Source organism: Serinicoccus sp. CNJ-927 (genome assembly GCF_001942435.1).
Lineage (GTDB): Bacteria > Actinomycetota > Actinomycetes > Actinomycetales > Dermatophilaceae > Ornithinicoccus > Ornithinicoccus marinus.
The window spans coordinates 40421-56628 of the sequence record NZ_MKKF01000006.1; the positions used below are offsets into that span (position 1 = coordinate 40421).

Below are 16208 nucleotides of genomic sequence, written 5' to 3' on the forward strand. Positions count from 1 at the left end.
TCAGGACTCCTTGGTCGAGGTCTGCAGGAGGTCGACGAAGCGGTCGAAGAGGTATTCCGCGTCGTGCGGGCCGGCCGCGGCCTCGGGGTGGTACTGCACGCTGAAGGCGGGCACGTCGACGCACGCCAGGCCCTCGACCACGTCGTCGTTGAGGGCGACGTGGTCGCAGCGGACGGCGCCGTAGGCGGTGTCCACGGGCTGGTCGGTCGGTATGCCGTCGGGCCAGGCGATCGCGAAGCCGTGGTTGTGGCTGGTGACCTCGACCCTGCCGGTGGTGCGGTCCAGCACCGGCTGGTTGATGCCGCGGTGGCCGAAGGCCAGCTTGTAGGTGTCCAGCCCCAGCGCGCGGCCGAGCAGCTGGTTGCCGAAGCAGATGCCGAAGAACGGGATGCGCCGGTCGAGCACCTCGCGCAGCAGCGCCACCTCGTGCTCGGCGGTCGCCGGGTCGCCCGGGCCGTTGGAGAAGAAGACGCCGTCCGGCTCGAGGGCCAGCAGCTCCTCGCTGGTGGTGCGGCTGGGCAGCACGTGCACCTCGATGCCGCGGCGCGCCATGAGCGCCGGGGTCATCCCCTTGATGCCGAGGTCGAGCGCCGCCACCCGGAAGCGGGTGGGGGTGCCCTCCGGCGGGGACACGACATACGCCTCCTGCGTGGAGACCTCGGCGGCCAGCGCCGAGCCGGCCATGCGCGGGGTCTCGGTGACGGTGCGCAGCAGCTCTTCGTGCGAGGCGCGCGCGGCCTCGCCGGAGAAGATCCCGACCCGCATCGCGCCGCGGTCGCGCAGGTGGAGCGTGAGCGCGCGGGTGTCCACACCGCTGATCCCCACCACCCCGGCGTGCTCGAGCGCCTCGCCGAGGTCGCCCTGCGAGCGCCAGTTGGAGGGGCGGATCGCGGGGTCGCGGACGACATACCCGGCGACCCAGATCCGCTGGCTCTCCATGTCGGCCTGGTTGACCCCGGTGTTGCCGATGTGCGGCGCGGTCATGACGACGACCTGGCGGTGGTAGGACGGGTCGGTGAGGGTCTCCTGGTAGCCGGTCATGCCGGTGCAGAAGACCGCCTCACCGACGGTGCGACCGCGGGCGCCGTAGGCCTCGCCTCGAAAGGTGCGGCCGTCCTCGAGGACGAGGACGGCGGCCTCGTGAGTCGTCGTGGTCACCGGTGGCTCTCCTCGTGGTCGGCTCCCCAGACGAGCCCCTCGCGCGCCGTCACCTGGCCCCGGAGCATCGTCAGGTGGACGGCGCCGGTCAGCTCGCGGCCGTGCCAGGGGTTGTTGCGGGACAGCGAGCGGGAGCGGGCGCGGTCCACGGTCTGGGTGCGGGTCGGGTCGACCAGGGTGAGGTTCGCCGGGGCACCCGCCACGACCCCCTGGCCGTGGTGCGCGAGGCGGGCGATCCGCGCCGGGGCGCTCGACATGCTGCGGGCGACATCGGCCCAGGTCATCCGGCCCTCGGCGACCATGATCGTCGACACCACCGGCAGCGCGGTCTCCAGCCCGAGCATCCCGAAGGCGGCGTCGGCGAAGGCGTGCTCCTTGTCCTGGCGGACGTGCGGGGCGTGGTCGGTGGCGACCGCGTCGATCGTGCCGTCGGCCAGCGCCTCGCGCAGGGCCAGCGTGTCCTCGGCCGGGCGCAGCGGCGGGTTGACCTTGTAGGTCGGGTCGTAGCCCCCCAGCTCGGCCTCGGTGAGCATGAGGTGGTGCGGGGTCACCTCCGCGGTGACCGCGATCCCCTGGGCCTTGGCCCAGCGGACGACCTCGACGCTGCCGGCGGTGGAGACGTGCGCGACGTGCACCCGGGAGCCGGTGTGCCGCGCGAGCATGACGTCGCGCGCCACGATCGTCTCCTCGGCCACGGCGGGCCAGCCCGGCAGCCCCAGCCGCCCGGACAGCTCCCCCTCGTGGCAGCATGCCGAGCCGTCCGCCAGGCGCGGGTCCTGCGCGTGCTGCGAGACGACCCCGTCGAAGGTCTTGACGTACTCCAGCGCCCGGCGCATGAGGCGCGCGTCGTGGACGCAGCGGCCGTCGTCGGAGAACACCCGGACCCGGGCGCGGGAGCGGGCCATGAGCCCGAGCTCGGCGAGCTCCTCACCCGCCAGGGACTTGGTGACGGCACCGACCGGCTGGACGTCGACATACCCGGCGCGGCGGCCGAGGTCGAGGACGGTCTCGGCGACCTCGGCGGAGTCGGTGACCGGGGTGGTGTTGGCCATGGCCAGGACCGCGGTGAAGCCGCCGAGCGCCGCGGCCTGGGAGCCGGTCTCGACCGTCTCGGCGTCCTCGCGGCCCGGCTCGCGCAGGTGGGTGTGCAGGTCGACGAGACCGGGGAGCAGCACGAGTCCGTCCGCGGAGAGGCGCGAGATGCCCTGAGGGGCCTCCGCGCCGGCGTCGGTGCCGACGGCGCGGATCGTGCCGTCGACGACGAGCACGTCGGCGGCACCCTCCCCCGCGATGTCGGCACCCGTGATGAGCAGGGGCGGCGTGGTGCTCACGGCGCGTCTCCTTCCCCGGCGAGGAGGTGGTAGAGGATCGACATGCGGACGGCCACGCCAGCGCTGACCTGGTCGAGCACCAGCGAGCGCGCGGCGTCGGCGGCGTCCGCGGAGATCTCCAGGCCCCGGTTCATCGGGCCCGGGTGGCAGATGACCGCGTGGTCCTGCAGCAGGCCGAGCCGCCGGGCCGTGAGGCCGTAGGTGACGGCATACTCGCGGGCGGTCGGGAAGTAGCCCCCGCTCATCCGCTCGCGCTGCACCCGCAGCATCATCACCGCGTCCACCTGCGGGAGGACCTCGTCGAGGTCGTAGGAGACGTCGAAGCCGTCGGCGGCCGCCCAGCCGGTGACGCCGCTGGGCATGAGCGTCGGCGGTGCCACCAGGGTGACGTGCGCGCCCAGCGCCCGCAGGCAGAGCAGGTTGGAGCGCAGCACCCGGGAGTGGGTGAGGTCGCCGACGATCGCGACGTGCCGACCGGCGAGGTCGTCCCCGCCGAGCGCGCGGCGCAGGGTGTAGGCGTCGAGCAGCGCCTGGCTGGGGTGCTCGTGGGTGCCGTCGCCGGCGTTGACGATCGAGCAGTCCACCCAGTCCGCGATCTGCGCCGGGGCACCGCTCGCAGGGTGCCGGATGACCATCATGTCGACGCCCATCGCGTCGATGGTCAGCACCGTGTCGCGCAGCGACTCGCCCTTGGAGACCGAGGTGCCCTTGCCGGTGAGGTTGATGGTGTCGGCGCTCATCCACTTGCCGGCGATCTCGAAGGAGGCGCGGGTGCGGGTGGAGTCCTCGAAGAAGAAGTTGATGATGGTGCGGCCGCGCAGCGTCGGCAGCTTCTTGACCTGGCGGTCCTGGACCTCGTGCATGGACACGGCGGTGTCGAGGATCGAGGTGATCTCCTGCGGGTCGAGGTCGGCGATCGAGAGCAGGTGCTTCACGCGATCCACACCCCCTCGACCTCGTCACCGGCGCCGGTGAGCCGGACCATCACGCGCTCGGTGCGCGAGGTCGGCAGGTTCTTGCCGACGTAGTCCGCGCGGATCGGCAGCTCGCGGTGGCCGCGGTCGACGAGGACCGCCAGCCGGACCGCGCTGGGGCGGCCCAGGTCGGCGAGACTGTCGAGCGCGGCGCGCACCGTGCGGCCGGAGTAGAGCACGTCGTCGACGAGGACGACCACCTTGCCGTCGACGCCGCCGGCCGGGACGCTCATCGGCTCGGGAGCACGGGTGGGCTGGCTGCGCAGGTCGTCGCGGTACATCGTGATGTCCAGCGAGCCGGTCGGCACCGTGCCGCCCTCGACGCCGGCGATGGCCTCGGCGAGCCGCTGCGCGAGCGGGACGCCGCGGGTCGGGATGCCGAGCAGGACCAGGTCGGCGTGGCCCTTGTTGCCCTCGAGGATCTCGTGCGCGATCCGCGTCAGGGCGCGCTGGATGTCGTCGCTGGCGAGGACCTCACGTCCTTCGTGATCGGGCGGCCGGGTCGGTGACGGCGAGGCCGCCTCTCGGTCACGGGCAGGGCTCATGCGGGCCCACTCTCCTTCCCCGCCTCACAGGACGGTGGTTAAAGGACGTGTCGGTGCGCACCACCCTACAACCACGACACCCCGCTCTCCCCACCCCCGAGCGGCCGCACGGTCTGCGTCGGCCGAGCGCGCGCTCGACCGAGGCGAGATCCGGTGGCGCCGTCACGCCCGGGATGTCAAGGCATACCGCGCTGCGGTCGGTCAGACGATGGTGGGCTTGACCTCGGAGATGCGGGCGAGGAGGCCGTTGACGAAGCCGGGGGACTCGTCGGTGCTCATCCGCTGGACCAGCTCGACCGCCTCGGAGACGGCCACCATGTCGGGGACCTCGTCGTTCCAGAGGATCTCCCAGGTGCCGACGCGCAGCGCGGCGCGGTCGACCGCGGCCATCCGGTCCAGGCTCCAGCCCTGGGACCAGGTCGCGAGGACCTCCTCGATCTGGCCCCATCGGCTGACGACGCCGCGCACGACCTCGACGGTGTAGTCGGGCAGCGCGTGCTGGGTCGTGGGGGCCTCGATCCGCTGCTCGAGCAGCTCAGCGACGTTGACGCCGCGCTGCTCGGCCTCGAACAGCAGCTCCAGGGCCCGCTTCCGGGCCCGGGTGCGTGCCGCCACGGGTCAGTTCACGCGGCCGAGGTAGGAACCGTCGCGGGTGTCCACCTTGACCTTCGTGCCGGTCTCGAGGAAGAGCGGCACCTGGATCTCGGCGCCGGTCTCCAGGGTCGCCGGCTTGGTGCCGCCGGTGGAGCGGTCCCCCTGCAGGCCCGGGTCGGTCTGGGTGATCTCCAGCACGACCGACGGCGGCAGCTCGACGTAGAGCACCCGTCCCTCGTGCTGGGCGATCATGGCCCGGTTGTTCTCCAGCAGGTAGTTGGCCGCGTCGCCCATCGCCTCGGGGCTCACCGGCACCTGCTCGTAGGTCTTCTCGTCCATGAAGATGTAGTCGGTGCCGTCGTGGTAGAGGTACTGGTAGTCCGACCGGTCGACGGTCGCCGTCTCCACCTTGGTGCCGGCGTTGAAGGTCTTGTCCACGATCTTGTTGGTCAGGACGTTCTTGAGCTTGGTCCGCACGAAGGCGGGGCCCTTGCCGGGCTTGACGTGCTGGAACTCCAGCACCTGCCACAGCCCGTTGTCCATGTCCAGGACCATGCCGTTCTTCAGGTCGTTCGTGCTTGCCACGTCGTGTGTCTTCCTTCGGTATGCCGGTCTAGCGTGCTCAAACCCGGTCGAGTCTACCCGGGCCGGGGCCACGCTCCCCCGCACCGGCCTCCCCGCCCGGGCGACCGGCATACGGCACGGTGAGCGGTATGAAGTCGAGCACCGCCCTGGCGATCCCCGCTGCCGGCCTCGCCGCCGTCGCGGTCCGCGACCTCACCCAGCGCCAGCACGCGACCCTGCGCAGCTTCCCGGTGCTCGGCCACGCCCGCTACGCCCTGGAGAAGATGGCCCCACGGGGGTGGCGGCGCAGAACCGGTGGCTGACGCGTGGGCTGGACCCGGACCTCACGTCGGCCCGGGCGGCCAACTACCTGCGCTCCTGGCGGCGCGAGATGCTCAAGCTGGCGGAGGCCTGTGGCGTCGTGCACCCGGCCCTCATCACCGGCGACATGGTGGAGATCCTGCTCGGCCACCGGGCCTCGACACCGCTGTGGCAGCAGGTCGGCTACGACTCCCCCGACTGGGGGCTGCCCTCGACCGCCCAGGTCGAGCAGCTGCGCAGCATCATGGCCGCGGCTCCGCACGGCGGCTCCGCCGAGCCGTCGGCGACCGCGCGGCGCTGACCCGGTCAGCCGCAGACCGCGGCATACGCCGCGACGAGGTCCTCCTCGGGGGGAGCGACGAGCCGCGTGGGACGCGCGAGGCCCTCGAGCGCCACGAAGCGCAGCGTGGCCCCGCGCGACTTCTTGTCGCGGCCCATGGCCGCCCGCAGCTGCTCCCAGCGCCCCGGGAGGTATGCCGTGGGCAGGCCGACGGACTCCAGCACCCGCCGGTGCCGGTCCAGGAGCGCCGCCGGCATCACCCCGGCCCGGTGGGCCAGCTCGGCGACGTAGACCATCCCCACGGCGACGGCGTCGCCGTGCCGCCAGCGGTAGTCCTCCACCTGCTCGACGGCGTGGCCGAAGGTGTGGCCGTAGTTGAGGATCTCCCGCAGCGAGGACTCGGTGAGGTCGGCTGCGACGACGTCCGCCTTGACCTGCACGGCCCGGGCGATGAGCTCCAGCGTGCGGTCGGGGTCGGCGAGCGGGTCGCCGGCACCCGTCGGGTCCGCCTCGACGAGGTCGAGGATGACCGGGTCGGCGATGAAACCGCACTTGACGACCTCGGCCAGGCCTGACACGTAGTCGGCCCGGTCCTGGGTGGTCAACCAGGCCGGGTCGCACAGCACCTCGACGGGCGGGTGGAAGGCACCGACGAGGTTCTTGCCCGCTGCCGTGTTGATGCCGGTCTTGCCGCCGACGGCCGCGTCGACGACGGCCAGCAGCGAGGTGGGCAGCTGCACCGCCTCGACCCCGCGCAGCCAGGTCGCCGCGACGAAGCCGGCGAGGTCCGTCGTGGCTCCCCCGCCGATGCCGACGACGAGGTCGGAGCGGGTGAAGCCGGCCTCGCCCAGGACGTCCCACAGGTCGACGAGGACGCCCGTGGCCTTGGCCGCCTCCGCGTCCGGGACCGGCGCGAGCCGCGGGCGCGCGCCCGCGGCGACCAGCACCTCGGCGGCCTCCTGCGCGAGCTCCTCTCGTCCCCGCTGGTGCACGACCAGCACCTGCCTACCCGGCTCCGGACCGGCGTGGACCGCCAGCCGCTGCACGGCGTCGGGGCCGACGTGCACGGCATACGGCTGCTCCCCGCCGACCGGGATGGTGCGGCTCAGCGGCTCAGCCACGCGCCCACCTCGTCGGCGATCTCCTCCGGGGTGCGACCGGCGGTGTCGACCCGCAGGCCGCTCACGCTCTCGTAGGTCTCGCGCCGGGCGTTCATGAGCCGGGTCCAGGCGGCGCGCGGGTTCACCAGGAGCAGCGGCCGCGAGGCGTCGAACCCGACCCGCTTCGAGGCGTCCGCGATGCCGACGTCGAGGAAGACCACGACGTGCCCGCCCGTGAGCGCCTCGGCCACGTCCGGCTGCATCACCGCGCCGCCGCCGAGCGCGAGCACGCCCTCGTGACCGTCCAGGGCCCGCAGCACCTCGGCGCGCTCCATCTCGCGGAAGGCCGGCTCGCCGTCCTCGACGAAGATGTCGCTGATGGAGCGCCCCTGCGCGGCCTCGATCGCGGCGTCAGAGTCGTGCAACGTCACCTCCAGCCGGTCCGCGAGGACCTGGCCGACGGTGGTCTTGCCCGCTCCGGGAGGTCCGACGAGGACGACGACGGGACGGCTCACCGGTCCCCCTCCGTCGCGGGCGTGCGCTGGTGCTCGGCCACCGCCGCGAGGTAGGCCGCGTGGTTGCGCGCGACCTCCGGCACCGAGTCGCCGCCGAACTTCTCGAGGACGGCGTCGGCCAGCACGAGGGCGACCATGGCCTCGGCCACGACGCCGGCGGCCGGGACGGCGCAGACGTCGGAGCGCTGGTGGATCGCGGTGCCCGCCTCACCGGTGGCGGTGTCGACGGTCCGCAGCGCGCGCGGCACGGTGGAGATGGGCTTCATCGCCGCCCGGACGCGCAGCACCTCGCCGGTGCTCATGCCGCCCTCAGTGCCGCCGCTGCGCAGGGTCGAGCGCCGGATCAGCCCGTGCTCGTCGCGGTCGATCTCGTCGTGCGCCTGGCTGCCGCGACGGGCCGCCGTGCGGAAGCCCTCGCCGACCTCGACCCCCTTGATCGCCTGGATGCCCATGAGCGCCCCCGCCAGCCGCGAGTCGAGCCGGCGGTCCCAGTGCACGTGCGAGCCGAGACCGGGCGGCACCCCGTAGGCCAGCACCTCGACCACCCCGCCGAGCGTGTCGCCCGCCTTCTTGGCGGCGTCGACCTCGGCGACCATGGCGGCGGACAGCTCGGGGTCGAGGGTCCGGACCGGGTCGGCGTCGACGCGGTCCACGTCGTCGGCGCCGGGCAGGCTCGCCGGGTCCGGCGCGTCGTCCTCGATACCGGGGACGCCGGCGCGCCCGATGCTCACGGTGTGCGAGACCAGGCGTATGCCGGTGGCCTGCTCGAGGAAGGCGGCGGCGACCGCGCCGAGCGCCACCCTGGCCGCCGTCTCGCGGGCCGAGGCCCGCTCGAGGACCGGCCGGGCCTCCTCGAAGCCGTACTTCGTCATGCCCACCAGGTCGGCGTGGCCGGGCCGCGGCCGGGTGAGCGGCCGGTTGCGGGCCAGCTCCTGCGGGGCGCCGACGTCGTCGGCCCCCTGCAGGTCCTGCGCCGGCACCGGCTCGGGCCCCATGACCGCCTGCCACTTGTGCCACTCGGTGTTCTCGATCTGCAGTGCCAGCGGCGACCCCAGCGACAGCCCGTGCCGCATCCCGCCGAGGAAGTGCAGCCGGTCGGCCTCGAAGCTCATCCGGGCGCCCCGGCCGTAGCCGAGCCGGCGGCGGGCGAGGGCGCCCTCCACGGCCTCCCGCTCCACCGTCACGCCCGCGGGCAGACCCTCCAGGACGGCGGTCAGGGCGGGGCCGTGGGACTCACCGGCGGTCAACCAACGCAGCATGGCGTCATCCTCCCACGCAGGTCACCCCACCCTGGCGGTCACCACCGCGGGCGGGCTGCTCAGGCCAGCCCGACGAGCATGCCCTGGCCGACGAGCAGCCCCAGGAGCGCGCCGAGCATCATCGCCGGACCGTAGGCGAACTCGCCCTTCCAGCTGACCTTGCGCCCCACGAGCAGGCCGAGGGCGAACAGACCGCCGACCAGGAAACCGGCATAGATCCCCAGGACCGCCTCAGGCCACCCGAACCAGCCCAGCCCGGCACCCAGCACCACGGCGAGTTTGACGTCGCCCAGCCCGAGGGCGAGGGACCCGCGCGCCAGCGAGAGCAGCGCGATGAGCAGGTAGAACGCGCCGGCACCTACACCGGCCAGCAGCGCCCGCAGCAGCGGGTCGACGCCCCCTCCGACGAGGGCGGCCACCGGCAGCCCGACCCCCAGCAGCCCCATCGTCGGCCACATGATCCGGTCCGGGAGCCGGTGGACGTCGAGGTCCATCGCCGCCAGGCAGACGCAGGAGAGCACGACCGGCAGCAGCGTCAGGCTCAGGACGAGCGCCACCGGCCACCCGGGCACGGCCTCGTCGGGCACCTGCCACACCCGGTGCAGGAGGGCCGCGGACGACAGGCCGAGGGCCACGGGGACCCACCAGCGGCGTCCCGGCGAGGGTTCGTCGACCTCGTCCGGCTTGCGGTAGGTCGTCCGCTCCAGCCAGCGCGCGACCGGGAGCCCCAGGACCGCGACCACGACCGCGACCACCGAGGGCAGCACCAGGTCGGTCACGAGGTCGCCTCGGCGGCGAGGTGTCGGCTGAGCGCCCGGTCCATCGCGGCGGTCGGCCCCGGCCGCCCCGTCATCAGCTCGACCTGGCGCACCGCCTGGTGCAGCAGCATCCGCGTTCCCCTCACGACCTGGACCCTACCGCCCGTCGCCGACAGCACCGCCGTCCCGAGGGCGCTCGGCCAGGGGTCGTAGCTCACGTCCATCACGACCGGCAGCCGCCCCGTCGTCCCGACGACGGGTGGGGCGGGAGCACCACCAGGCAGGGTGCTGACGACCACGTCCACGCCGCCCAGGGGTATGCCCTCGGCCAGGAGACGCACGGTCGTCACCATCCCGATCCGCTCGGTCAGCTCGCGGGTCGCCGGTCGCAGGTCGTCCCGCACGCAGCAGGTCAGCCGGTCCACGCCGAGGGCGTGCAGGGCGACCACGACCGACCGGGCCGTGGCCCCGCCGCCGACCACCACGGCACGCCCCGCCCGTCCGACCCCCGCCTCGTGCAGCGCCGCGGTGAGCCCGTGGACGTCGGTGTTGTGGGCCGACCAGCCGGCCTCGCCCCGCACCAGGGTGTTGGCGGCCCCGACGGCCACCGCCTCCTCGCCCGCGACATCGGCCAGCGCGAGCGCCTCCTCTTTGCCGGGCATCGTCACCGAGAGCCCGACCCAGTCCGGCCCCAGGCCGGCGACGTGCCGCGCGAGCCCACCGGAGCCGACCTCGGCCCGGTCGTAGGACCAGCCGCGGAGCCCGAGCTCGGCATACGCGGCCCGGTGCAGCACCGGGGACAACGAGTGGGCGACGGGTGAGCCCACGACGCCGGCGCGCCTCAGCACTGGTCCGGGTTGTCCTCGCACCACTGGAGGAACTCATCCTGGTTGACGAGGTGCTCGTCGTAGGTCTCGGCGAACTTCGTCTCACCGGTCGAGGGGTTGACGGTGACGAAGTAGACCCAGTCGCCGGGCTCGGGCTCGGAGGCGGCGCGCAGCGCGTCCTCGCCGGGCGAGTTGATCGGCCCCGGAGGCAGACCCGGGTGGCGGTAGGTGTTGTAGGGGCTGTCGTCCGCGCGCTGCTCCTCGGTGGTCCCGGCGCGCCCGCGCTCCTGGAAGATGAAGTGGATGGTGGAGTCCATCTGCAGGAAGCCGTCGGTCTCGGAGTTGCCCTCGATGCGGTTCTCCATGACCCGGGCGATCTTGGGCAGGTCCTCGGCGAACTGCCCCTCGCCCTGCACGATGCTCGCCTTGATGACGACCTCGCGCAGGTCCTCCTCCGGTATGCCGATGTCGGAGTAGACCTGCTGCCCCTGGTCGATCATCGTCTGCAGCTGCTCCTGCGGCGTGCTGTCCGGTCCGAACTCGTAGGTGCTGGGGTAGAGGAAGCCCTCGAGCTCGCCCTCCGCGGCGGCGGGCAGGTCCAGGTCCGCCGGGTCGACGGACTCGTAGTCGGCCACCTCGTGGTCGGTGCCCTCGGCCAGCAGCTCGAAGGTCTCGGCGACCCAGAGACCCTCGCGGATCGTCACGCCGTTGCGCTCGCGGAACGCAGGGTCGAGCAGCCGTGCCAGCGCCGCCTCCGAGCTCATCTCGTTGGCCATGCGGTAGGTCCCAGGCTGGATCGCCGCGGCGTCCGGCTCGGCCTGCAGGGCGGTGGAGAACGCGGAGACCGAGCCCACGACCCCCTCGTCGGTGAGGATCTGGGCGATCTGCCCACCAGCCGCGCCCTGCGGGATCTCGACCATCACCTCGCCGCTGCCCTCGCCCTCGTAGTCCGTGGTGTCGATGGACTCGCCCGCGGACAGGTCGGGCAGCATCGAGCGCAGGGACCCGAAGGAGTAGACCGCCGCCACCACCACGACCACGGCCGCGAGGGCGAGCGCCAGACCCTTGAGCACCGGGTTGCGGCGCCGACGGCGTGGCCGGGACATCAGCTCCTCGTGCTCCTCGGGCGAGAGCACGTGGTCGGCGAGGGACTCGTCGTGGTGCCGAGCGCCGCGCAACCCGAGCACGTCGTCGCCGAAGGGCGCCGCGTCGTGCTCGTCGGCCCAACCCGCGCCGAGGTGCTCGTCGCCGGGTTCGTCGTGCGCGTCGCGCCCGCCGGGCGGCTGGCTCATGTGGCGTCCTTCGCGTCAGGGTCGCGAGACCGTCGGCCCCGTGGCTTCCTCGCCTTCAGGGACGAGCCGACGGGGCGGCCGGCTCGGCGAGCGTCCAGGGCTCCCTGGAGGATAAGCACCGCGGCCGCCTGATCGACGACGCCACGCTGGTCACGGCCCCGGACGCCGCTGCTGTGCAGCGCCCGGTGCGCGTCGACCGTGGTCAGACGCTCGTCCCACAGGCGGACCGGCACCTCCAGGCGCCGTTGCAGCCGCTCAGCGTACTCCCGCGCCCGGGCGGCGGCCACCCGCTCCTGGCCGTCGAGGGACCGCGGGAGCCCGACGACGACCGTCACGGCAGCCCGCTCGTGGACCTCGTCCGCGACGCGGTCCAGGTCGGTGCTTCCCTCGTGGTCCCGCCGCAGCGTGTCGACGGGGTGGGCGAGCAGCCCGAGCGCGTCGGAGGCGGCCAGGCCCACCCGGGCCTCGCCGACGTCGATCCCCAGCAAGACGCCGGCCGGCCCCTCCGGCGACGCCCCGTGCGGATCGCTCACCCGCGCAACGCGTCCTCGACCGCGCGGAGCGCGGTGCCGGTGGCGGCAGCGTCCTGGCCGCCACCCTGCGCGAGGTCGTCCTTGCCGCCACCGCCGCCCCCGAGCGCACCGGCACCGACCTTGACCAGCGCGCCGGCCGTGGTGCCGCGCTCCCGCGCCGCCTCGTTGGTGGCGATGACCACGACCGGGCGGCCCGACTGGACGCCGGTGAGGGCCACGACCGAGGGCCGGTCCTGACCCAACCGGGTCCGCAGGTCGGTGACGAGGCGGCGCAGGTCGTCCGCGCCGACGCCCTCACCCAGGTCGTGCCCCAGGAAGGTGGTGCCGTCGACGTCGCGCGCCTGGTCCACGAGCCCGGCCGCCGAGGACAGCACCTGGGAGGCCCTGGCCTGGGCGATCTCCTTCTCCGCGTCCTTGAGCCGCGACACCAGCTGGGCGACCCGGTCGGAGAGCTCGTCCGGACGCACCTTGAGGGTGTCGGTGAGCTGGTTGACGATGATGTTCTCCCGCGCCAGCTGGGTGTAGGCGTCCGCGCCGACGAGGGCCTCCACGCGACGGATGCCGGACCCGATCGAGGACTCGCCCATGATCTTGACCAGGGACAGCTGGGCGCTGCCAGGGACGTGGGTGCCGCCGCACAGCTCCAGGCTCCACGGGCCGCCCACGGAGACGACGCGCACGAGGTCGGGGTAGCGCTCCCCGAAGAGCGCCATCGCGCCCATCTCCCGGGCCTCGGTGAAGCTCATCTCGGCAGCACTAACCTGCAGGTCCTCCATGAGGCGCTCGTTGATCCGCGCCTCGACCGCGGCCAGCTCGGCGGCGTCCAGCCCCCGGGTCGAGCGGAAGTCGAAGCGCAGCCGGCCCGGCGCGTTCTCCGAGCCGGCCTGCGTGGCGTTGTCGCCGAGCGTCTCGCGCAGCACCTTGTGCACGATGTGCGTGGCCGTGTGCGCGCGCGACACCGAGGCGCGGCGCACGACGTCGATCTCGCTGTGCGCACCCTCGCCCACCGCGACCTCGCCCTCGACGAGGCGACCCCGGTGCACGACGAGCCCGGGCACCGGGCGCTGCACGTCGGTGACCTCGAAGAGTCCGCCGCCGCCGAGCCGGATGGTGCCGTGGTCGGCCAGCTGACCGCCGGCCTCGGCGTAGAAGGGGGTGCTGCCGAGCACGATCTCCAGCTCGGCACCGTGCTCGGCCGCGTCACCCCCGACCCGGGTCCGCTCGACCTCCTGCCCACCGGCGAGGAGCCCGAGCACGCGGTCCTCGCCCGCCATCTGCTCGTAGCCGGTGAACTCGGTCGCCGCGCCCAGCCGGTCGGCCAGCCCGCGGTATGCGCCCGCTCCGCCCCTGCCGGTCTTCTTCGCCTTGGCGTCGGCCTTGGCCCGCTCCCGCTGCTCGGTCATGAGCGTGCGGAAGCCGTCCTCGTCGACGCTCAGCCCCTGCTCGGAGGCCATCTCCAGGGTGAGGTCGATGGGGAAGCCGTAGGTGTCGTGCAGCGCGAACGCTCGGAGCCGGCGAGCCGGGTCGAGCCCGCCTCCTTCGCCCGGGCGACCGCACCGTCGAGGATGCTCGTGCCGCTGGCGAGGGTGCGGCGGAAGGCCTCCTCCTCGGCATACGCGACCTCGCTGATCCGACCCCACTGCTCCTCGAGCTCGGGGTAGGACGCCTTCATGACGTCCTTGCTCACCGGCAGCAGGTGCGGCAGCGCGGGCTCCTCGACCCCGAGCAGCCGCATCGAGCGCACCGCGCGGCGCAGCAGGCGGCGCAGGACGTACCCCCGGCCCTCGTTGCCCGGCACCACGCCGTCGCCCATGAGCATGAGCCCGGAGCGCACGTGGTCGGCGACGACGCGGAAGCGCACGTCGTCCTCGTGGTCCTCGCCGTAGGTCCGGCCGGCGAGCTCCTCGGCGCGCTCGATGACCGGGTAGACCTCGTCGATCTCGTAGAGGTTGTCCACGCCCTGCAGCAGGTAGGCGACCCGCTCCAGGCCCATCCCGGTGTCGATGTTCTTGCTCGGCAGCTCTCCGGCGACGTCGAAGTCGGTCTTGGAGCGCACCTCGGTGAGCTCCTCCTGCATGAAGACGAGGTTCCAGATCTCCAGGAAACGGTCCTCGTCGACGACCGGGCCGCCGTCAGGCCCGAACTCCGGGCCGCGGTCGACGTAGATCTCGCTGCACGGGCCGCCCGGCCCGGGGACGCCGGTGTGCCAGTAGTTGTCCTCCAGCCCCCGCTCCTGGATCCGCTCCGGCGGCAGGCCGGCGACGCGCTCCCAGAGCTCGCGCGCCTCGTCGTCACCCCTGAGCACGGTGACCCAGATGGACTCGGGGTCGAAGCCCAGGCAGCCCTCGTGCTGCGACCCGGTGACGAACTCCCAGGCGTAGGAGATCGCCCCCTCCTTGAAGTAGTCGCCGAAGGAGAAGTTGCCGTTCATCTGGAAGAACGTGCCGTGCCGGGTGGTCTTGCCGACCTCCTCGATGTCGAGGGTGCGCACGCACTTCTGCACGCTCGTCGCACGGTCCCACGGCGGGGTCTGCTGACCGGTGAGGTAGGGGATGAAGGGGACCATCCCGGCGACCGTGAACAGCAGCGTCGGGTCCTGGCTGACCAACGAGGCGCTGGGCACCACCGCGTGGCCCTTGCTCTCGAAGAACGACAGCCAGCGGCGGCGGATCTCGGCGGTTTCCATGGTCTCCTCACGAGGCGGATCGGGACTGATCCACTCTAGATCACCGGCGCCACCCGGTATGCCCTCACTCCCCGCCGCGGAGGCGCCCGCGGATGACCCGGCGCAGCTCGGCCCAGCGCGGGCCCAGGCGCTCCTCCCAGCCCCGGTTGGTGGGCCGGTAGTAGTCGGCGTCGGCCGCAGCGAGGTCATCGGGGAGGAACTGCTGCTCCCCCACCCCGGCGGGCTCGTCGTGGGTGTAGCGGTAGCCCTCGCCGTGACCGAGCCGCGTGGCCCCGGCATACCCCGTGCCCCGCAGATGCGGCGGGACCGGGCCGCCCTTGCCGGCCCGGACGTCGGCGATCGCGGCGTTGACCGCGGCGTAGGCGGCGTTGGACTTCGGCGCCACGGCGTTGTGCACGACCGCCTGCGCGAGGATGATCCGGGCCTCCGGCATACCGATCTGGGCGACGGCGTGCAGCGCGGCGACCGCGGTCTGCAGCGCCGTCGGGTCGGCCATGCCGACGTCCTCGCTGGCCGCGATGACGATGCGGCGGGCGATGAACCGGGGGTCCTCGCCGGCCTCCAGCTGGCGGGCGAGGTAGTGCAGCGCCGCGTCGACGTCGGAGCCGCGCATCGACTTGATGAAGGCGCTGGCGACGTCGTAGTGCTGGTCGCCGGCCCGGTCGTAGCGCACCGCGGCCTGGGCCATCGCCTGCTCGACCTGGGCGAGCGTGATCTCGGTGACCTCGTCCTCGCGCCCGGCGGCCCGCTCGTCCGCGGCGACCCCGGCGGCCGCCTCCAGCGTGGTCAGCGCCCGGCGGGCGTCGCCGCCGGCCATCCGGACCACGTGCTCGGTCGCCTCCTCGCCCAGGGTGTGCGCCCCGGCCAGGCCGCGCTCGTCGGTCAGCGCGCGGGCGACGACGCCGCGCACGTCGTCGTCGTCGAGCGAGGTCAGGGTGACGAGCACCGAGCGGGACAGCAGCGGGGCGATGATCGAGAAGGACGGGTTCTCCGTGGTGGCGGCGACGAGGATGACGGTGCGGTTCTCCACACCGGGCAGCAGCGCGTCCTGCTGGGCCTTGGTGAAGCGGTGGATCTCGTCGAGGAAGAGGACCGTCTGCCGGCCGTGCAGCGAGCGCTCGCGGACCGCCTGGTCCATGACGGCGCGGACGTCCTTGACCCCGGCGGTCACCGCCGAGAGCTCGACGAAGGTGCGGTCGGCGGCGTGCGCGACGAGATGCGCCAAGGTGGTCTTGCCCGTCCCCGGTGGGCCCCACAGGATCGCCGAGAGCGGCCCGGCCGCTCCCCCACCACCCTCGATGAGCCGCCGCAGCGGTGAACCGGGCCGCAGCGCCTCCCGCTGACCGACGACCTCCTCCAGCGTGCGAGGCCGCATCCGCACCGCGAGCGGGGCGAGGAGCGCCCCGCCGGCGTCCCCGGCCGCGGCCCCTGCGGTCGCGTCGCTCTGGGCGGAGGTGAACAGGTCGGACAC

Annotated in this window: 16 protein-coding genes and 1 pseudogene; 2 read left to right on the top strand and 15 right to left on the bottom strand. The window is 73.5% G+C overall.

The window, feature by feature from the left end; genetic code table 11:
* The 6 genes from carA to efp all read right to left on the bottom strand — a co-directional run bounded on the left by carA (position 1) and on the right by efp (position 5187).
* Positions 1 to 1158, bottom strand: a complete 1158-nt coding sequence (carA, locus tag BJF86_RS02560) for a glutamine-hydrolyzing carbamoyl-phosphate synthase small subunit (protein WP_075816845.1) — start codon at positions 1156 to 1158, stop codon at positions 1 to 3.
* Positions 1155 to 2489 (bottom strand): dihydroorotase, encoded by a 1335-nt coding sequence (locus tag BJF86_RS02565; protein WP_075811075.1) that lies wholly within the window; start codon positions 2487 to 2489, stop codon positions 1155 to 1157. Before BJF86_RS02565 ends, carA begins: the two co-directional genes overlap by 4 nt.
* Positions 2486 to 3424 (bottom strand): aspartate carbamoyltransferase catalytic subunit, encoded by a 939-nt coding sequence (locus BJF86_RS02570; RefSeq protein WP_075811076.1) that lies wholly within the window; start codon positions 3422 to 3424, stop codon positions 2486 to 2488. The genes BJF86_RS02565 and BJF86_RS02570 overlap by 4 nt, the downstream gene beginning before the upstream one ends.
* Positions 3421 to 4008, bottom strand: a complete 588-nt coding sequence (pyrR, locus tag BJF86_RS02575) for a bifunctional pyr operon transcriptional regulator/uracil phosphoribosyltransferase PyrR (RefSeq protein WP_075811077.1) — start codon at positions 4006 to 4008, stop codon at positions 3421 to 3423. Before pyrR ends, BJF86_RS02570 begins: the two co-directional genes overlap by 4 nt.
* Before the next feature lie 201 nt (positions 4009 to 4209).
* Positions 4210 to 4623, bottom strand: coding sequence for a transcription antitermination factor NusB (gene nusB, locus BJF86_RS02580; RefSeq protein ID WP_022924107.1), 414 nt, complete (start codon positions 4621 to 4623; stop codon positions 4210 to 4212).
* 3 nt (positions 4624 to 4626) lie between these two features.
* Positions 4627 to 5187 (bottom strand): elongation factor P, encoded by a 561-nt coding sequence (gene efp / locus BJF86_RS02585; protein ID WP_022924108.1) that lies wholly within the window; start codon positions 5185 to 5187, stop codon positions 4627 to 4629.
* A 128-nt stretch (positions 5188 to 5315) separates the two neighbouring features.
* On the opposite strand from efp, the gene BJF86_RS17815 reads away from it, so the two are divergent.
* Both BJF86_RS17815 and BJF86_RS02590 read left to right on the top strand, forming a co-directional pair.
* The gene (locus BJF86_RS17815; protein ID WP_158068355.1) at positions 5316 to 5489 is read left to right on the top strand and encodes a hypothetical protein; all 174 of its coding nucleotides are present in this window, start codon (positions 5316 to 5318) and stop codon (positions 5487 to 5489) included.
* A complete protein-coding gene (locus BJF86_RS02590) occupies positions 5465 to 5788 on the top strand; it encodes a hypothetical protein (RefSeq protein WP_075811078.1) in 324 nt (107 codons plus the stop codon). Before BJF86_RS17815 ends, BJF86_RS02590 begins: the two co-directional genes overlap by 25 nt.
* 5 nt (positions 5789 to 5793) lie before the next feature.
* Here BJF86_RS02590 and aroB read toward each other — a convergent pair whose 3' ends face one another.
* From aroB to BJF86_RS02635, 9 genes and pseudogenes are all read right to left on the bottom strand, one after another.
* On the bottom strand, positions 5794 to 6888 hold the full coding sequence (gene aroB / locus BJF86_RS02595; protein ID WP_237767390.1) for a 3-dehydroquinate synthase: 1095 nt from the start codon (positions 6886 to 6888) through the stop codon (positions 5794 to 5796).
* Positions 6873 to 7382, bottom strand: coding sequence for a shikimate kinase (locus tag BJF86_RS02600; protein WP_075811079.1), 510 nt, complete (start codon positions 7380 to 7382; stop codon positions 6873 to 6875). Before BJF86_RS02600 ends, aroB begins: the two co-directional genes overlap by 16 nt.
* A complete protein-coding gene (aroC, locus tag BJF86_RS02605; RefSeq protein WP_075811080.1) occupies positions 7379 to 8641 on the bottom strand; it encodes a chorismate synthase in 1263 nt (420 codons plus the stop codon). Before aroC ends, BJF86_RS02600 begins: the two co-directional genes overlap by 4 nt.
* Before the next feature lie 59 nt (positions 8642 to 8700).
* Entirely contained in the window at positions 8701 to 9420 is a 720-nt protein-coding gene (locus tag BJF86_RS02610) for an A24 family peptidase (RefSeq protein ID WP_075816846.1), read from the bottom strand.
* The gene (locus tag BJF86_RS02615) at positions 9417 to 10271 is read right to left on the bottom strand and encodes a shikimate dehydrogenase (RefSeq protein WP_321166136.1); all 855 of its coding nucleotides are present in this window, start codon (positions 10269 to 10271) and stop codon (positions 9417 to 9419) included. The genes BJF86_RS02610 and BJF86_RS02615 overlap by 4 nt, the downstream gene beginning before the upstream one ends.
* Entirely contained in the window at positions 10241 to 11518 is a 1278-nt protein-coding gene (gene mltG, locus BJF86_RS02620) for an endolytic transglycosylase MltG (protein ID WP_075816847.1), read from the bottom strand. Before mltG ends, BJF86_RS02615 begins: the two co-directional genes overlap by 31 nt.
* Positions 11515 to 12051, bottom strand: coding sequence for a Holliday junction resolvase RuvX (gene ruvX, locus BJF86_RS02625; RefSeq protein WP_075816848.1), 537 nt, complete (start codon positions 12049 to 12051; stop codon positions 11515 to 11517). Before ruvX ends, mltG begins: the two co-directional genes overlap by 4 nt.
* Positions 12048 to 14737, bottom strand: a pseudogene (alaS, locus tag BJF86_RS02630) (alanine--tRNA ligase). Before alaS ends, ruvX begins: the two are co-directional and overlap by 4 nt.
* Positions 14738 to 14801: 64 nt before the next feature.
* Complete coding sequence (locus BJF86_RS02635; RefSeq protein WP_075811085.1) at positions 14802 to 16208, bottom strand: replication-associated recombination protein A; 1407 nt, start codon at positions 16206 to 16208, stop codon at positions 14802 to 14804.

Excerpts from the sequence above, each read along its gene's own strand:
- mltG (WP_075816847.1), bottom strand. The coding sequence starts at position 11,518 with ATGAGCCAGCCGCCCGGCGGGCGCGACGCGCACGACGAACCCGGCGAC.
- aroC (WP_075811080.1), bottom strand. The coding sequence starts at position 8,641 with ATGCTGCGTTGGTTGACCGCCGGTGAGTCCCACGGCCCCGCCCTGACC.
- pyrR (WP_075811077.1), bottom strand. The coding sequence starts at position 4,008 with ATGAGCCCTGCCCGTGACCGAGAGGCGGCCTCGCCGTCACCGACCCGG.
- BJF86_RS17815 (WP_158068355.1), top strand. The coding sequence starts at position 5,316 with ATGAAGTCGAGCACCGCCCTGGCGATCCCCGCTGCCGGCCTCGCCGCC.